Source organism: Lentzea sp. NPDC058450 (genome assembly GCF_042721395.1).
GTDB lineage: Bacteria > Actinomycetota > Actinomycetes > Mycobacteriales > Pseudonocardiaceae > Lentzea.
The window spans coordinates 152,623-168,599 of the sequence record NZ_JBHXLO010000016.1 but is presented as its reverse complement, the minus strand read 5'-3'; the positions used below and the strand labels follow the sequence as shown (position 1 = coordinate 168,599).

The window sequence follows — 15,977 nt, the reverse complement described above, 5'->3', positions numbered from 1 at the left end:
GCGTTCGTCTTGGGGGCTAGCTGCCTATCAGGCGCCGGCCTTCTTGCGACGGACCACGAACAGCGCACCGACACCGGCGCCGACGAGGACCAGACCGCCGAGCAGCGGCCACAGGATGGACGCACCGGTCGAGGCCAGGTCGTCCTCGCCGCCACCCGGAGCCGGGTTGGCCGGGGTGGAGGAGGTGGTCGACGGCGGGGTGGTCTCCGTCGTCGTGGTGGTGGTCGTAGCCGTGGTGGTGGTCGTGGTGGGCGGCACGACGCCGGCCTTCCAGTCCGCCTTGGCTTCCTTCTCGACCTTGGCCTTGGTCGGCTGCGCGACGACGAGCGACTGGGCCTTGCCGTCGTCGCCGGTCGACGCCTTGTCCTTCGCGACGAACAGGCGACCGGCCTGCAGCGTGGCCTCGGCGGAGAGCTTGAACTTCGCCTCGCCGTCCTTGGCGTCGGCCGGGACGTTCACGAAGAACTTCGAGATCTTGTCGCCGGTGCCCTGAACGGCGAGCTGGTCACCCTTCTTCTTCACCTGCAGCGGGTTGCCCGCCTCGTCGGTGATGGTGACGCCCTCGGGGAGGTCCGCCGTCAGCTTGACCTCGGACGCGGTCGTGGTGACCGTGAACGGGCCGATCTTCTCGCCGGTCTTGCCGGTCTGCGAGACGGGCTCGATCTCGAGCGTCGGCTTCGGCTGGTCCTTGATCTCGTTCTTCTCGGCCTGCTCGACGAGCTTCGCGTACAGGTCCTTGACGTCCTGCTTGTTGCGGCCGTCGTTCGTGTCGAGCTCAGCGCCGTCGGTGAAGTGCCAGATCGCGGTCTGCGTGGCCGCGATCGTCTCCTCCTTCGAGAACTGGCTGCCCCACTTCTTCTTGACGTCGTCCATCGAGAGAGCCGGGAACGAGTTCGTCAGGATCCAGAGGACCTTGCCCGCGTTCTGCGGGAACTTCGAGTCCTTGTTGGGGTGCGTGCCCCACGTCGCCTCGCGGAGGTGGTCGCCGTCCTTGAGCGGGGTCGGCAGCTCGACGCAGTAGGCGTAGACCTTCGTCTCGTCCTGGTCCTTGATGCGCAGCTTGATGACCGAGGTGTCGAGGTAGTTCTCGCCGTGGTCAGGAAGGTTGCCGACGCCGCGCTTCAGCGCGACGTGCTCGCCCTTGGGCTGGTCACCACGGTCCGGGATGATCACAACCTCGGCATTGGCGGGAAGGGCCGAGAAGGCCAGAGCAGCAGTGGCGCCGAGCAGCGCGGTGCCGATCCTGAACCGGGAAGCCATGGGTCTCCTTGCTCACTGAAGTTAGCCCGAACGCGGCGGGAAGTCAGTCATCCGTCGGGACGGTCGGCTCGTCGACAGCGACACAGAACCGACAGGAAGCGACCGGGACGTTAGCCGATGGGGTGACACACGTATGAGTGAGGTAAGGAGAGCATCACCCACTGTGCGTGAGCAGCCAAAACATACTCAGGGTGTCCACAGTGGATAGGGCTGCGATGCATTCATTCCGTCAGGTGACGTTAGATTCGTTGCCGAACAGTTACCTATTGGTGCAACCTGCTACGGATGATCACCGTTAGCGGTTCAACCGACTACGCGACCAATTCGGCGACTTCGGTGGGACGAATGTCACCCGGACGCAGCGAAGTGCCGCGCAGGCACATCTCGCGGGGCTCCGGGCGGTCGCCGGTGAGAATCCAGCGGGTGAGTCCGGCCAACTGGTAGGCGATGAGTGGCGGAACGGCATCGCCGACGTGCCGGTAGGCGTTCCCGAGAATCGAGACGTCGAAGCGGAACTGGCGCGGAAACCCCTGCAGGAGAGCCATCTCGCGGACCGTGCACAGGCGGTGCTGGACGGGGTGGGCATATCGCCCGTTGCCGACGTGGCCGCATTCCCTTTTGATCGTTCGGGCCGGTTCGTCCCACCACATCCGGCCGTAGACGTCGGGGTGGGAACCCCAGTTCTGCTGTTCGACGATCTTGCGTTGTGCCGGATTCAACAACTCGGCGGTCTCGGGTGAGCGGAGCAGATCAGCCCACGATCCGCCGTTCGCCGGAATCGCACGCATTCTTTCGAGACTGCGGTCCTGGGAAAAGGTCGGCGAGACGTGAATGGGGTCTTCCAGGTCGGCCACGCCCGCCTCGACCGGCGGCAGCTTGCCGATCGCCCGGCGGACCGTGGTCGCGGACGGCCGGATCACCCGGCCCTCCCACAGGTCGTCCAAGGTCAGCAGCGGTAGGCCGCCGTCGACCGCGACCATCAGCGTCCGCTCGCGCAGCTGCGGCAGGCCGAACTTCGAGAGCATGTGCGTGCCGCCCCAGACGGAGTACCCGATTCGGGTGAGCTCTTCGGCGAGGCTGTTGAAGTGGTGGCGCTGCTTGCCCTTGACGAGCTCGCGGGCGTTCTCCATCAGCACGACCTTGGGGCGCAACTCCTGCGCGTACACCGCGATCCGGCCGACCAGCGAGTTCCTCGGGTCGTCGCGCAGGTGGTTCAGCGAGCTGATCCGGCTGAAGCCCGAGCACGGCGGGCACGCCAGCAGCACGTCCAGCTCGCCGCGCTTGAGGCCCCAGACCTCGCGCAACGCCGACGGCGAGACCTTGCCGAGGTCGACCTCCAGCGGGTCGACGCCGATGTTCACGCGGTAGGTGTCGTTGCAGCGCAACGAACCGAGCTTCGAGCTCGGCTTGCCGATCTGCGCGTCGGCGGCGCCGACCACCCGGAAGTCGCGGTGGGCGTGGAAGCCGAAGCTCATGCCGCCCGCGCCGGAGAAGATGTCGGCCACCGAGAAGGACACGGCGAGATCGTACGGGCGAGGCGCCGAGGAGGTTTCCGTGCCATCCCGTACCTTTCCCGCCTATGGAGCTGCCGCGCGCCTGGCAACGGCCCGACCCGTTGCGCGGCCTCGACAGGATTTCCTGGACCGAGGTCTACGACGGCCGGGGTGGCGCCGGTCGCGTGCCCCGGTTGCTGCGCTCCCTGATGGACGCCGACGCGGACGTGCGCCTGGATGCGCTCTCATCGCTCGCGGAAAGGCTTCTCGCCGACGACACCGTGTCGGAGGCCTCGTTCTGCGCCGTGCCGTTCCTGGTGGAACTGGGGGCGTCCTACAAGGTCACCGGCGACGTGCGGGACCGCGTGATCTTCCTGCTGGCCGCCATGGCGTTGGCGGGCAAGGGGTTCACCGAGGACGGCCGGCGCACGCACCGCCGCTGGAACGCGCTGGGCCGCGAGCTGCCGCGCACCGCGCCGGACTGGCTGACGCAGACCCGCCACGCCGTCGCCCAGGGCGCGCCGAAGATCTTCGAGGCGCTGGCGTCGGAACGGGTCGCGTGCCTCGTCGCGCTCGCCTGCGCGGTGCCGGAGAAGCTGCCGGAGTTCGTCGTCGGGCTGATGAACGAGATGGTCGAGCTGCCCAACGAGGAGATGCTCGCGGACGCCGCGGAGATCGCCGTGGCGCTGCTGAAGGACGAAGCCGAGTTACTGGGCGTGGACCTGCCGAAGGTGCTCGGCGAAGGGCTGGTGCGGCCCGCGCACCAGCCCCGTGAGGTCACCGCCGCCCTGCTGGGCTACCGGTCCGCCCTCGTCTCCGCGTACGGCGACGAGGGCGCCTGGTAGGCCTTCCTAGGCGATCACGGCCTCTTCGAAGGTCTCCTCCACCGGCATGGCGTCCTCGACCGCGATGGCGGGCTCCAGGGCACCGAGGCCCGTCCCCCACTCCTGGTCGGCCAGCGCGAACGCGGCCACCGTCAGCGCGGCCACCGGAGCGCCCACCGGCATGTTCTCGCGGTGCAGGTCGAGGTCGAGGCGACCACCGATCGGCGACGGGGACAGGCGCAGCGTCGCGTGCGCGGGCTCGTCGGCGTGCGCGAGGCGGCACGCCCAGCCCGTGAAGATCACCCGGCGCTCGTCGACCTCGGTCGGCTGCACGGCCCGCACGTTGGCGCCCACGGCACCGGCGCGGTGGTTGTCCGCGGCCTGGAGCACGAGCTCCTCGAACTCCATCGAGGAGATGTCCAGGTCCCAGCCGGCCACGAGGGCGACCTGGACCAGCGCGAGCGGCAGGGTCGGGACGGCGTCCTCGAAGCACACCATCGCGCCGCCGTAGCGGGTGTTGATCTCGGTCGGCAGGAAGCCGTCCTCGGTCGCGATGCCGTCCAGCGTGAACGTGCCGCGGTAGCCGACGGTGCCGCGCAGGTGCTCGCCGACGCGGCGGGCCAGGTTGCGCATCTCGTCGCGGATCCACACGGGCGGGTCGTAGAACGACGCGCAGCCCGCGTAGAGGAACTTGGCCTGGCCCTGGCGGCGCGGCACAACCATCTCGATCGGGCGCAGCACCGCGGTGCCGTCCGGGAAGACGATGCCGTGCACGCTCACCGGGATGCCTTCCAGGAACGGCATGACCCGGACCTGGTCGCACTTGGGCGCGAGCACGTCGAAGGCTTCCTTGGCCTCCTCGTACGACCGCACGCGGCGCACGAAGTTGGCACCGCCGTTGATCGCGGGGCCGTCACCGGACCAGACGACGCCGGCGCCGCGGTCCAGGATCTCCGACGCGCCCCAGAGGCGTTCGAAGTCGAGGTCGAACACCATCGCGGGCGCGCGGCGAGCGGACAGCTCGTCCCACAGCGCGTCGATCGTGGTCTTGTTCTCCAGCTCGACCCAGTCGTGCTGCCGCGCGTTGAGCACGGGACGGCCCTGGAACTCGCTGATCTCGTTGTAGGGCGTGCTGATCACGACCGCTTCGCTCTTCGCGTCGAAGTCGCGCAGGATCGCCTTCACCTCGGCGCCCGGCTTGGTCAGCAGCTTGCCGAGACGGCGCTGCTCGACCGCGACGAGGCTGCCCTTGATGCCCAGCGAGACCCAGCGGGCGATCTGCGAATCATGCAGCGGCGCGTGATCGTCGGTATCGAGCACGAGCGTATGGCGAGCGCCGAGCGCATGGAGTTCCTGCGCGCGCTTCGCCAGACGGGTACCACCGGCCAGCACTACCAGCCGGTCACCGAACAACTTGCCGAGACGCGCGTTGAGCGCGGAGAGGACATGATTCATCGCCGAAAACTCGCTTAAGAGAAGCGGAGGACGTGACCGGCGAATGCCGGGTAGCGCGTAGCGTAGAGCCACCCGGTATGTGTGTCGAAGCACGGTCCGGCAACGGCCGGATGAATCTTGCTGCGGGCCCTTCGGCGCAGGCCCGCGCTCAAGACGAACTGCTGATGATCTCGCTGCTCAGAGCGAGCGTGCCGCGTCCCGGAGGACCTGGTCAACGCGGTTGAGGAAGCTGCGCTTCGGGTTGATCGACGGCAGCGGTGCCGTGAGCTCTGCGGGCTGGGGTGCGGGTGCGGCTCCCACGATCTCAGCCACGTTGCGCAGGAACTCCTGCCGCTTGAACTCGTGCACGGCGTGATCGTGCAGGAGTCCGGCGATGCTCGTGTGCACAGCGCGATGGGGGTAACTCACTTGGGTGTTATCGGCGCGATCGGGGTCGACCTTTAGGGTCAACTCGTGCGAGTTCTGGTGACCGGCGCCACGGGATACGTAGGCCGCGAGGTAGTTCGTGAGCTGCGGGTTCACGGTCATGAACCTGTTGCGGGGAGTCGGCGCCTGGCGGAACCAGTCGAAGTCGAGAGCGTCGACGCCGTCATCCACCTGGCCGCGGCGGCCCGTGTCAGGGAGTCGTTCCATGACCCGGTTTCGTACTACGAGGCGAACGTCGGCGGCACGCTCGACATGCTGAAGGTGTTGAAGGGGCAACGATTCCTGTTCGCCTCGACTGGTGGGGTGTACCGCCCCTCAGCAGCCGTGCTGACCGAGGAATCGCCCCTCGAACCCTCCTCCCCGTACGCCGCGTCGAAGGCCGCCGCCGAGGACCTCGTGGCGTGGACGGCGCGGTCGGGACAGATCGGGGCGACCACTCTCCGTTTGTTCAACGTCGCTGGAGGTGGTGACACGGACACCACTCGGGTGATCACGCGGGCCGTGGCGTGCGCCGCCGGGACCGTGCCCGGGATGGAGGTCTACGGCGACGGCGGGGCCGTGCGCGAGTTCGTGCACGTGCGCGACGTCGCCGCCGCGTTCGTCGTGGCGCTGGAGGCGTGCGAGGTGGGCACGTCGTCGGTCTACAACGTCAGCGGGACCGCGGCGTCGGTGCGGGACGTGCTGGACGCCGTCGAGGCGGTGACGGGCCGGGCCGTGGACGTGACGTGGAAGCCCGCGCACCCCGGCGAGGTCCGCTCACTGCGGGCGGACACGTCGCGGCTGCGGGCGTTGGGCTGGGAGCCCGGGTTCGGGTCGCTGGAGGAGATCGTCAGGGACCAGTGGCTCGCTTCGGCACCGGAATCCGGTCGAGGTCCTTCGCGATGACGATCTCGCCGTCGAACTCGGCGGCGGCCTCGGCGTGGAACTCGGCAGGGTCCTCGTAGCGCTGGCTGAAGTGCGTGAGGACGAGCTTGCGGACGCGGCAGTCCCGCGCGACGCGGGCGGCCTGCTGGGCGGTGAGGTGGCCGTGGTCGCCGGCGAGCTTGGTGTCGCGGGCGAGGTAGGTCGACTCGATCACCAGCATGTCGGCGTTGTCGGCGAGCTCGAAGACGTTGTCGCAGAGCCGGGTGTCCATGACGAACGCGAACCGCTGGCCCTTGCGGGGTTCGCTGACGTCCGCGAGCTTGACGCCGTTGAACTCGCCCTCCTGCTGCAGCGTGCGCACCTGGGGGCCCGCGATGCCGTGTTCCTTGAGCTTCTCGGGCAGCATCCGGTGGCCGTCCGGCTCGACCAGGCGGTAGCCGAAGCTGTCGATGCCGTGGTCGAGCTCGTAGGCCTCCAGCCTGCCGAACTTCCCGTTGGCGATCTCGCCGTCGTCGGTGACCGGGACCTCCTTTATGTCCGCGGCGTCGTAGAACGCGCTGGCGTACCGGAGGCGTTCGAAGAAGTGCGCGCCCGAGGCCGGGAAGTGGGCGTGGACGGTGTGCGGGACGCGGTCGAGGCTGAGCCGCTGCACGATGCCGGGGACGCCCAGGCAGTGGTCGCCGTGGAAGTGGGTGACGCAGATCCGGGTGATGTCGCTCGCCGCCGCGCCCGACCTCAGGAGCTGGCGCTGGCTGCCGTCTCCCGGGTCGAACAGGAAGCCCTCACCGTCCCACCTGAGCAGGTAGCCGTTGTGGTTGCGCTGGCGGGTCGGGACCTGGCTGGCCGTTCCCAGGACGATCAGTTCCCGGACTGTCACCCCCTGACGCTAGCGTCTGTCCCATGCGGAGCGTGGAAGTTGCGGCGACTTGGCCTGTCGAGAACGTCGCGGTGGCCGTGGTGACGTCCGACGGCGTGGTGGGCGCGCTGGGCGACCAGCAGCGGGTGTTCCCGCTGGCGTCGGTGACGAAGCTGCTGACCTCGTACGCGGTGCTGGTGGCCGTGGAGGAGGGCGCGGTCGAGTGGGACCAGCCGGCGGGGCCCGAGGGCGCGACCGTCCGGCACCTGATCTCGCACACCGCCGGGTACGCGTTCGACAAGGCCGAGGTGCAGGCGGCTCCCGGCACGCGGCGCATTTATTCGAACGCCGGTTTCGACGTGCTGGCGTCTTTTGTGAGCGACGCGTGCGAGATGCCGTTCGCGACTTATCTGCACGAGGCTGTTTTCGAGCCGTTGGGGATGAAGTCGTCCGCCTTGGTCGGCTCGGCCGGCGCCGGGGCCGAGTCCAGTGCCGCTGACCTGGCGTTGTTCGCCGCCGAGCTGCTGTCGCCGCAGCTGGTCTCGGTCGAGCTGGTCGCGGCGGCGACCTCGGTCGTCTTCCCCGACCTGAACGGCGTGCTGCCCGGTTACGGAATGCAGAAGCCGAACGACTGGGGTCTCGGTTTCGAAATCCGTGCCACGAAGTCACCGCACTGGACGGGGAATTCCTTCTCGGCTTCGACCTTCGGTCACTTCGGGCAGTCCGGGACGTTCCTGTGGGTCGACCCGACGATCTCGGCGGCCTGCGTCGCGCTGACCGACCTGCGGTTCGGGCCGTGGGCGATCGAGGCCTGGACGCCGTTCTCAGACGGCGTCCGCGCCGAGCTGGTCAGTCGGCGAGCCTGAGGGCGAGCTGGCGCAGGATCTCCTGCACGTCGGCTTCCTCGTAGTCGTTCTCGTAGGCCTGCGCGACGCCGTGGAAGGCGTAGAGCAGGCCCGCGGTGAACCAGCCGAACTGCGACAGGACCTGGTCCATCGCCTGCTTGAGGGCCTGCGCGCCGGCCTCGTTCAGCTCGCCGTCGACCTTGACCTCGTAGCTGAACACGCCCTCCTGCAACGACTTCAGCGCCATCCGCAGGTAGTCGTTCGAGCCGGCGCCGTCGTAGGTGAGCGTGAGGACGCCGAGCGCCCGCTGCATGATCTCCCGCTGCTCCACGCCGCCACTCTGCCTGTTGATCAGGCGTCCGTCACCTTCCGACACCCCAACGGACCCAGGCGGGGTCCACGGGTTCGAGCTGCTTCTCGAAGGCCTCGGCGATGTCGTCGACGTCCCAGGCCTCGCGTTCGAGGACCGGCTCGACCGGCGAGGTCTGCCCCATGACGTGCAGCCTGCCGTGCGCGAACCGGACGAGCTGACCGGTGACCTTGGCCGCGCGGTCGCTCAGCAGGTACGTGACCAGCGGCGCGATCGTCTCGGGCGGACCGCACGGAGTGGCCTTGGTGTCGGCCACGGCCATCCGCGTCCAGGCGAGCGGGCACACGGCGTTGACCCGGATGCCCTTGTCGTGCAGCTCCGCCGCCGCCCCGGCCGTGATGCTCGCCACGGCGCCTTTGGACGCGGAGTAGGCGATGGCGGTCGGCTGGCCGACCATCGCGACCGAGCCGAGGTTGACGATCGAGCCGCCGCGCATGCTCCGGACGGCCGCGTTGGTGCAGAAGAGCGTGCCGAGGACGTTGACCTCGACCAGTTCGCGGATCCGTTGTGGATCGTCCTCGCCCAGCTCGGCCTGGTGGCGGATGCCGGCGTTGTTGACGAGCCCGTCGATCCGGCCGAACGCCGCGGTGCAGGTGTCGACCATGGCCTCGGCCACGTCGGGATCCTGCACGGGACCGGCGCTGACGACGGCCTTGCCGCCCATGATCGTGATGAGGTCGGCGACCTGCCTGGCGAGCGGCTCGTTGACGTCGTTGACCACCACCGCGGCGCCCGCGGCAGCGGCGTGCGCGGCGAACGCGCGCCCCAACCCCTGCCCGGCGCCGGTGATGACCACGGCCTTGCCCGCCAGAATCGCCATCCGTCGATGATGGCGATTCCAGCGGCGCGAACGGTCCTTCCCATCTGCGAACGGCGGCTGCCCGCGCCGAACGGCGTACGTGACACGACGACCGGTTGTCTCCGCGTTTCCGCAGATCAACCACTGTGGAATCGTTTGCGGTCCGGGTTGGTCCGCAGTAGAAGTCGTTAGCCGGGCTTACGGGCGACCCACCGCGCCACCGAGAACACCCCGGCGGCCCGAGCGGCGTCCAGCACCCGCTTGCCGTCGTGGATCACGGTGTTCTGCTCGCCCTCGTACTCGCCCCAGCCCTGCCCGTCGTCCGGAGGCGTGGACCCCCAGCACTCGACGTCGGGGAAGAGGTCCTCGGCGGCCTCGATGACGAACCCGGCGGCCGACATCATCTCGCGGTACTCGTCCAGCGTCCCGAGCCCGGGGATGGAGATGACCTCCTCGACGGGCCCGATGAACGGCGCGATCTGCTCCTCGGTCCGGTACTCCCCGAACGGCCGGCGAATCCAGTCGACCCCGATGAGCGCCGCGCCGGGCTTGAGCACCCGGAACGCGGCTGCGAAGAACGCCGCCTTGTCCGGCAGGTGACACACCGACTCGTAGAAGCTGACCGCGTCGAGCGAGTTCGTGGGCCAGGGCGTGAGCGTCTTGTAGTCCTCGTCCCCGACCGTGAGGAACACGGCTTTGTGGCTGAGGTCGTGGTCGGCCGCGTACTGGCGCGCCTGCGCCGAGAGCCACTCGTTGTTGGAGATGCCGACGACGTTCGCGCCGGAGATCTCCGCGGTGTAGACGGCCGTCCCGCCGACCCCGCTGCCGAAGTCCAGCCCGGTGTCGCCGGGCCGCAGACCGGCGGCGTCGACCTGCTTGCGCGCCAACGCCTTGGCGGCGTCCTCGGGCGACAGCCCGGCCCGGTCGGCCTCCAGGTCTCCGTGGTGCCAGAACTGCCCCATGAGCGCGTGGTAGGCGGGCCCTGCGTGGTTGTAGTACTCGCGGACCTGTTGCTCGACAGTGGTGTTCACCAAACCCGGCCTTTCGTGTTGAGCTCGCGGCCGCGCATCGAAGGGCCAGCGAGAACTCGTCGGGCCACACCGAAGTCGACCAGCACCGGCGGGGCTCAACGTAGTAGCCGGTTCAACCAGTTGTCCACGATCCCGGTCCGCGCCGGACGTGGATCACGCGGACCGCGTGCCGAACGCCCTGCCCACCGATTCCTGCCACTCCGCCGCCGTCAACGGTGGAGGGTCCTCCGCCTGGAAGAACCCCTGTGGCGCCCCGGTTTCCGCCAACAGGCGGGTGAGCCAGGCGTCGGACACCAGCACTGCGGCGTCCTGGTCCACGCCGATGTCGACCGAGACGCCGAGCACCACGCCGCCGTCTCGCTGGAAGGCGAGAATCACGAAGTCCAACTCCGGTGGGAGAAGTCCCCTCGTGTCGCGGCTGTACAGCACTTCGCCGGACAGCGCCCCGGAAAGCCCGGCCTCGATGATCTCGCCGGCATCGTCCGCGAGCCAGGCGTCCGGGTCGCGCCACGACGGCAGATGCCTTTCCAGAAAGGACTCGACCGTCGGCCGGTCGAGGTGCGGGAGCCGGACGTAGACGTCGAAGCACGGGGCCATGCGGTCATCTTCACCGGAGAAACGACGAAGCCCCAGCGAATTCGCTGGGGCTTCGTCGTGAGCGCGCTCGACAGGATTCGAACCTGTAACCTTCTGATCCGTAGTCAGATGCTCTATCCGTTGAGCTACGAGCGCAGGCTATTCAATTGTAACCGATCCCCTAGAGGCTCGGCCTTGCGGAGGCTCCGGGATTTGAACCCGGGATGGGGGGTTACCCCAAACCGCATTAGCAGTGCGGCGCCATAGACCAGACTAGGCGAAGCCTCCCGGGACCATCCTTGGCCACGGGACATAGGTTACACAGGTCCTCAACCGAGTTGCAAAACGCCCCCCTCTAACACCTGAACCTGCTGGTCAGAGCACGTTCAGAGAGCCGGAGAGGGGCGTTAAACGCCTGGTCACCGCGCGCGGAGTGACCTAGATCATTCCGAGGCGATTTCCAGGAAGGGTCGGAGCGACTCCGGATTGCGGAGCGCGCCCCTGCTGACGGCCTTGTCCGGGTCCACGCCGGCGAGGATCTTCTTGACCGGGACCTCGCACTTCTTGCCGTTCAACGTCCTGGGGATCTCGGCCACGGCCACGAAGCGGTTCGGGACGTGGCGCGGTGACAAAGACGAACGCAGTTCCTTGCGCAGCAACGGTTCCACGTCGGACAACGCCACGCCGTCGAGCACCACGAAGCAGAGCAGTTCGCCTTCGGCGACGCCCGAGGTGTCGATGACCAGGGAGTCGACGACGCCGTCGATCGACTCGACGACCCGGTAGAACTCCGAGGTGCCCATGCGGACGCCGCCCCGGTTCAGGGTCGAGTCGGAGCGGCCGTAGATCACGGCGGAGCCGCGCGGGGTGATGCGGATCCAGTCGCCGTGGCGCCAGATTCCCGGGTACGTGTCGAAGTAGGCGTCGCGGAGGCGGGAGCCGTCGGTGTCGTTCCAGAAGAAGACCGGCATGGACGGCATCGGTGCCGTGATCACCAGCTCGCCCACGGCGTCCTCTAGGGCCACACCGGCTTCGTCGTAGGCGAAGACGGCGGCGCCTAGGGCTCGGCAGGAGAGTTCGCCCAGCCAGACCGGGCGGTCCGGGGAGGCGGCCACGAAGGCCGTGCAGAGGTCGGTGCCGCCGGAGACCGAGGCGATCTGGACGTCCTTGCCCACGGCCGAGGCGATCCAGCGGAAGCCTTCCGGCGTCAGGGGTGCGCCGGTGGAGCCGACCACTCGCAGGCCCGTCAGGTCGTAGCGGGACGACGGGTCGAGGCCTTCCTTCAGGCACGACTGGACGTACGGGGCCGAGGTGCCGAAGTAGGTGACTCGGTGTTGTTCGGCCAGGTGCCACAAGGTGTTCAGCGACGGGTAGGCCGGGCTGCCGTCGTACAGCACGATGGTCGTGCCGACCATCAACGCGCCGACGAGGTAGTTCCACATCATCCAGCCCGTGGTGGTGAACCAGAAGAAGCGGTCGCCGGGGCCCAGGTCGCTGTGCAGGCCCAGCATCTTGAGGTGTTCCAGGACGATGCCGCCGTGGCCCTGGACGATGCCCTTCGGCAGGCCCGTGGTGCCGGACGAGTAGAGCACCCACAGCGGGTGGTCGAACGGCACCGGCGTGAACTCCAGGGCCGCGCCCTCGTGCTCCGCGAGCAGCTCGCCGAACGACAGCGTGTCGGGGAGCGTCGAGCCGTTGTCCAGGTAGTCGATCAGGACGGTGGCGCGCAGGCCCGGCAGCTGGGAGCGGATCTCCTCGACGACCGGGCGGCAGTCGAACGACCGTCCGTTGTAGACGTAGCCGGAGACGGCGACGAAGACCGCGGGCTCGATCTGGGTGAAGCGGTCGGCCACGGCGCGGGCGCCGAAGTCCGGGGAGCAGGACGACCACGTGGCACCCAGGGAGGCGGCCGCCAGGAAGGCGATGAGGGCCTCGGGGGCGTTCGGGACGAGTGCCACCACCCGGTCGCCCTCGGAGACGCCCAGAGACGCCAATGCGGCCCGGAAAGAGGCCACGCGGGAACGCAGCGCGCCGAACGTCAAAGAAGAGGCGACGCCGTCTTCGCGATGGAAGATCACGGCGAGGTCGTCGTCGGCTCCGCGCCGCAACGCGTGCTCGGCGTAGTTCAGGGTCGCGCCGGGGAACCACGAGGCGCCCGGCATCTCCGCGGACCCCAGCACGCGCTCGTGAGGCGTGTGGAACCGGACGTCGAAGTACGAAGCAATGGCGCCCCAGAACCCCTCGAGGTCGGAGACGGACCACGCCCAGAGCGACTCGTAGTCGTCAAAGGAGTGCCCGCGGTCGGCGAGCCAGGAGCGAAACGCGGTCATCCCGTTGTCCCTTGTGGGGTCCGGGCGCCACAGCAGTTCGACGTCGGTGTCGGTCATGCCCCATGTCTAACCGAGGCACAACCGCACGTCCATGTGTGATTGGCGGACTTGCCGCAGCCCGCCTGTGTGGTCTCAGCCCGCCGCGATCAGCTCGTCGACGGCGCTGGTCAGCCGCGAGGCGTCGGCGGGCGCGAGCACCAGCCAGCCGTCCTGCTTGCGCAGGAGGTAGCGGCCCTCGCGGGTGTCGAGCCACGAGACCGAGCGGCCGGTCGGGCGCGGCACGCCGTCGCGGTTGCGGGCGGTCAGGCCCAGTTCACCGCCGCCGATGCGGGACGTGATGATCCGCATCAGGTTGTGGGCCTCGGGCTCGCGGATGCCGGCGTCGCGCAGGATGTCGAGGAACGCCTGCTTGCCCTCCTGCTCGCCCGCCTGACCTGCGCGGACGTAGTCGTCCCAGCGCACGTTCACGGCACGGCCGGTACCCGGCGCGAGGCCTGGCAACGATGACACCGTGGCCGAGGCCAGCGCGGTCGGGTGGAACGGGTACAGGTGCACCTGGTCGTTCACGCGGGCCGCGAAGGCACCGCCCCAGCCCGCGCAGGCGATGCCGCGGGCCAGTTCGGTCCCCTTGAAGTACGCGATCTCCAGCGCCCGGTCGAACTCGCCCAGGCCGGCGACGAGGGCGCGCAGGTCGGGGTCCGGTCGCTGGATCGTGCCGAGCCGCCGCGCGCTGAGCGTCTGCGAGCTCTGTTCGACGAGACGTTGCCGTGCCGCCCTGGTCGCGCCCACGTGGGGCGTGCCGAGCGGCACGACGCGGTCCTCGCCGTGCACGGCTTGCCACAGCAGGAAGAACTCCTGCGAGCTCACCGTGAACTGGCGTTGGTTCACTGACCGATCACCGGCGGGGCCGCCTTGCGGTCCAGACCGAAGACGTTGTCGTCCTCTTCCAGGTAGCTCGCCGTCTTGTGCTCGCGGGAGTCGTTCTGGCCTCCGGCACCGGGAGCACCGGCCGCCATCGGCGCGCCGCCCATCGCGAGCGGGTTCTGGAACGCCTTGGTCGTGTTGCCCGGTGCCGCCGAGGCCGCGGCCGCCGCACCACCGGCACCGCCACCACCGCGCGCGCCGTCGCTCACACCGGCCGCACCACCACCGACACCGCCACCGGCTCCCGCGCCGCCACCGCTGGCGGCAGCGCCCTGGTTGCCGGAGCCGAACGGACGGGCCATGCCGCCGAAGCCGCCGAACCCTCCGGCGCCACCGCGGCCACCGGCACCGCCACCACCGCCGTAGCGGGAGGACGTGTTCGTGGTGCCGCGGTTCTGCGCGTTCTGCGGGTTCGTCGTCGTGACGGGGCCACCCGCGCCACCACCGGCACCACCGTCGCCGCCACCCGGACCGCGGGTGGTGAGGTCGGGACCGGTCGGCGTCGGTGCGAGCGGGTTGACCGGAGGCGTGAACTGCGACGGCACGGTCTGGTCGACGGCCGCCGAGTTGCGCTGGAACGCCGCCATCACGTCCGCGGCGAGGCGGTGCGAGGCGTCGTTGGCCGCGAGCGTGTCGACCGGGCTGCTGCCGACGGTCTGGAAGCCCGCGAAATCAGCGGTGTTCTGCGTGATCAGCCGATCGCGCAACGCGGGGCTGTTGAAGCTGTCGACCTGGTCGATGGCCTGGAACCGGTTGACGAGCGCCGGGTTGGCCAGCGCCGGGTTCGCCACCGCGGCGTCCGTGGGCACCGGCGGTGCGGGTGCGGCGGGCGGCGGCGGCATCGCGGCGCGGGCGGTCTCGACGTTGCTGGTCTCCGTCGTGATCGCGGCCGACACCTTGGTCGCGTAGTTCGCGGTGTCGTCGACCCAGTTGGTGACCTCGGTGATGCCACCGCGGGCGAGCCGCGCGGACTCGCTGTCCCAGCCGACCGAGGAGTCCTCGACGGCCTTGAGCAGGCTCGTCCGGACGCCGGCGATGTCCTCGCCGATCTTCTTCCAGTTCGTGGCCGCGGCCTGGGCACCGTCGAGGTTCACGCCCGTGTGCACCATGTTGTAGAGCTGCTCGTGCGTGTACGTCATCCAGTCGACCGGCTCGTGCAGGTCGTTGCGGTCGTACTTGTCGTCGTCGTGGTGCGACGACTTGTTGTCCTTGTCGTCGTCGCCCCTGTTGTCGTTGCCCTTGTTGCCGTGCGAACCGTGGCTCACCAGGACCCCCCGGCGTTCTTCATCGACTTCTCGGCTTCTTCGTCGGCATCGCGGATGCTGTCGCGGTTGCGGCGCAGGGCGTTGCCGATGTCGTCGAGGACCTTGAACAGGTCCAGCAACGCCTTGGCGGCCCCGGAGTCCTCCCCCACGGCCAGGTCGGAGAACCTCGCGCTGATCGCCTTGGCGACCGGGTTCTCCCCCAGCTGCAGCGGAGTGGCCAGTTGGTCGGTGGCGCGCTGCCACAGGTCCATCACCTGGTCGCGCGCGGTGTCGACGGCCTTGATCAGCGCGTCGGCCGCCTCGACGTCGAGCGTGAGCTTGCCCGAGTCGGCGGCCTCGTCGAGCTTGGCCGCCGCGTGACTCGCGCCCGCCTTGTCCGCCAGCATCTGCTGCTGGAGGACGGGTTTCGCCGCCGCGAGCTGCTCAGCCGTGATCGGCGCGGTGACCGACGTCGAGACGTCAGGCGTCACCGGTGGAGCGCCCGTGCCCGTCGTCGGCGTGGTCGCAGTTGTACCGGTCGTCGTACCAGTGGTGGTGCCTGTCCCAGTGCCTTCAGCCATCCCTTATAACCCCCTGCACTGCATAACTCGTCACCGCAGCACTGGGCGTTACTCACAGCTACACCCAGTCAGCCGTCCGAAGCACTCCTTAGATGTACC

17 protein-coding genes and 2 tRNA genes are annotated in these 15,977 nt (G+C 69.0%); 4 read left to right on the top strand and 15 right to left on the bottom strand.

Going from position 1 to position 15,977, the window contains the following annotated elements:
* Positions 1-27: 27 nt before the first annotated feature.
* Positions 28-1,260, bottom strand: coding sequence for a thioester domain-containing protein (locus ACFWNN_RS25035; protein ID WP_382442345.1), 1,233 nt, complete (start codon positions 1,258-1,260; stop codon positions 28-30).
* A gap of 311 nt (positions 1,261-1,571) precedes the next feature.
* Positions 1,572-2,777, bottom strand: a complete 1,206-nt coding sequence (locus ACFWNN_RS25030; protein WP_382442344.1) for a DNA cytosine methyltransferase — start codon at positions 2,775-2,777, stop codon at positions 1,572-1,574.
* Positions 2,778-2,839: 62 nt separating this feature from the next.
* Between ACFWNN_RS25030 and ACFWNN_RS25025 the strand changes: the two genes are divergently transcribed.
* Positions 2,840-3,598, top strand: coding sequence for a hypothetical protein (locus ACFWNN_RS25025; RefSeq protein WP_382442343.1), 759 nt, complete (start codon positions 2,840-2,842; stop codon positions 3,596-3,598).
* 6 nt (positions 3,599-3,604) lie between these two features.
* Here the strand turns inward: ACFWNN_RS25025 and ACFWNN_RS25020 are convergent, their stop codons facing one another.
* On the bottom strand, positions 3,605-4,897 hold the full coding sequence (locus tag ACFWNN_RS25020; RefSeq protein ID WP_382442342.1) for a hypothetical protein: 1,293 nt from the start codon (positions 4,895-4,897) through the stop codon (positions 3,605-3,607).
* Here ACFWNN_RS25020 and ACFWNN_RS25015 point away from each other — a divergent pair.
* Entirely contained in the window at positions 4,877-5,050 is a 174-nt protein-coding gene (locus ACFWNN_RS25015) for a hypothetical protein (RefSeq protein WP_382442341.1), read from the top strand. The two genes, ACFWNN_RS25020 and ACFWNN_RS25015, sit on opposite strands and share 21 nt — an antisense overlap.
* 159 nt (positions 5,051-5,209) lie before the next feature.
* Here the strand turns inward: ACFWNN_RS25015 and ACFWNN_RS25010 are convergent, their stop codons facing one another.
* Positions 5,210-5,419 (bottom strand): hypothetical protein, encoded by a 210-nt coding sequence (locus ACFWNN_RS25010; protein WP_382442340.1) that lies wholly within the window; start codon positions 5,417-5,419, stop codon positions 5,210-5,212.
* 66 nt (positions 5,420-5,485) lie between these two features.
* Between ACFWNN_RS25010 and ACFWNN_RS25005 the strand changes: the two genes are divergently transcribed.
* Positions 5,486-6,343, top strand: a complete 858-nt coding sequence (locus ACFWNN_RS25005) for an NAD-dependent epimerase/dehydratase family protein (protein WP_382442339.1) — start codon at positions 5,486-5,488, stop codon at positions 6,341-6,343.
* Here ACFWNN_RS25005 and ACFWNN_RS25000 read toward each other — a convergent pair.
* Positions 6,288-7,199, bottom strand: coding sequence for a ribonuclease Z (locus ACFWNN_RS25000; protein ID WP_382442338.1), 912 nt, complete (start codon positions 7,197-7,199; stop codon positions 6,288-6,290). The genes ACFWNN_RS25005 and ACFWNN_RS25000 overlap by 56 nt on opposite strands.
* 23 nt (positions 7,200-7,222) lie before the next feature.
* Between ACFWNN_RS25000 and ACFWNN_RS24995 the strand changes: the two genes are divergently transcribed.
* Complete coding sequence (locus tag ACFWNN_RS24995) at positions 7,223-8,044, top strand: serine hydrolase domain-containing protein (protein ID WP_382442337.1); 822 nt, start codon at positions 7,223-7,225, stop codon at positions 8,042-8,044.
* Here ACFWNN_RS24995 and ACFWNN_RS24990 read toward each other — a convergent pair.
* The 10 genes from ACFWNN_RS24990 to ACFWNN_RS24945 form a co-directional block, all read right to left on the bottom strand.
* Entirely contained in the window at positions 8,028-8,354 is a 327-nt protein-coding gene (locus tag ACFWNN_RS24990; RefSeq protein WP_285635835.1) for a hypothetical protein, read from the bottom strand. The two genes, ACFWNN_RS24995 and ACFWNN_RS24990, sit on opposite strands and share 17 nt — an antisense overlap.
* 31 nt (positions 8,355-8,385) lie before the next feature.
* Positions 8,386-9,213, bottom strand: a complete 828-nt coding sequence (locus ACFWNN_RS24985) for an SDR family NAD(P)-dependent oxidoreductase (RefSeq protein ID WP_382442336.1) — start codon at positions 9,211-9,213, stop codon at positions 8,386-8,388.
* Between the two features lie 167 nt (positions 9,214-9,380).
* Complete coding sequence (locus tag ACFWNN_RS24980) at positions 9,381-10,223, bottom strand: SAM-dependent methyltransferase (RefSeq protein ID WP_382442335.1); 843 nt, start codon at positions 10,221-10,223, stop codon at positions 9,381-9,383.
* A gap of 153 nt (positions 10,224-10,376) precedes the next feature.
* On the bottom strand, positions 10,377-10,820 hold the full coding sequence (locus tag ACFWNN_RS24975; RefSeq protein WP_382442334.1) for a hypothetical protein: 444 nt from the start codon (positions 10,818-10,820) through the stop codon (positions 10,377-10,379).
* Positions 10,821-10,882: 62 nt separating this feature from the next.
* Positions 10,883-10,955, bottom strand: a tRNA-Arg gene (locus ACFWNN_RS24970).
* 42 nt (positions 10,956-10,997) lie between these two features.
* Positions 10,998-11,087 (bottom strand) — tRNA-Ser (locus ACFWNN_RS24965).
* Positions 11,088-11,242: 155 nt separating this feature from the next.
* Positions 11,243-13,186, bottom strand: coding sequence for an acetoacetate--CoA ligase (locus ACFWNN_RS24960; RefSeq protein WP_382442333.1), 1,944 nt, complete (start codon positions 13,184-13,186; stop codon positions 11,243-11,245).
* A 75-nt stretch (positions 13,187-13,261) separates the two neighbouring features.
* Positions 13,262-14,017 carry an ESX secretion-associated protein EspG gene (locus ACFWNN_RS24955; RefSeq protein WP_382442332.1) on the bottom strand — a complete coding sequence of 252 codons (756 nt, stop codon included), beginning with the start codon at positions 14,015-14,017 and terminating at the stop codon, positions 13,262-13,264.
* Complete coding sequence (locus ACFWNN_RS24950) at positions 14,014-15,318, bottom strand: PPE domain-containing protein (RefSeq protein WP_382442331.1); 1,305 nt, start codon at positions 15,316-15,318, stop codon at positions 14,014-14,016. The genes ACFWNN_RS24955 and ACFWNN_RS24950 overlap by 4 nt, the downstream gene beginning before the upstream one ends.
* Complete coding sequence (locus tag ACFWNN_RS24945) at positions 15,315-15,878, bottom strand: hypothetical protein (protein WP_382442330.1); 564 nt, start codon at positions 15,876-15,878, stop codon at positions 15,315-15,317. The genes ACFWNN_RS24950 and ACFWNN_RS24945 overlap by 4 nt, the downstream gene beginning before the upstream one ends.
* Positions 15,879-15,977: the final 99 nt, after the last annotated feature.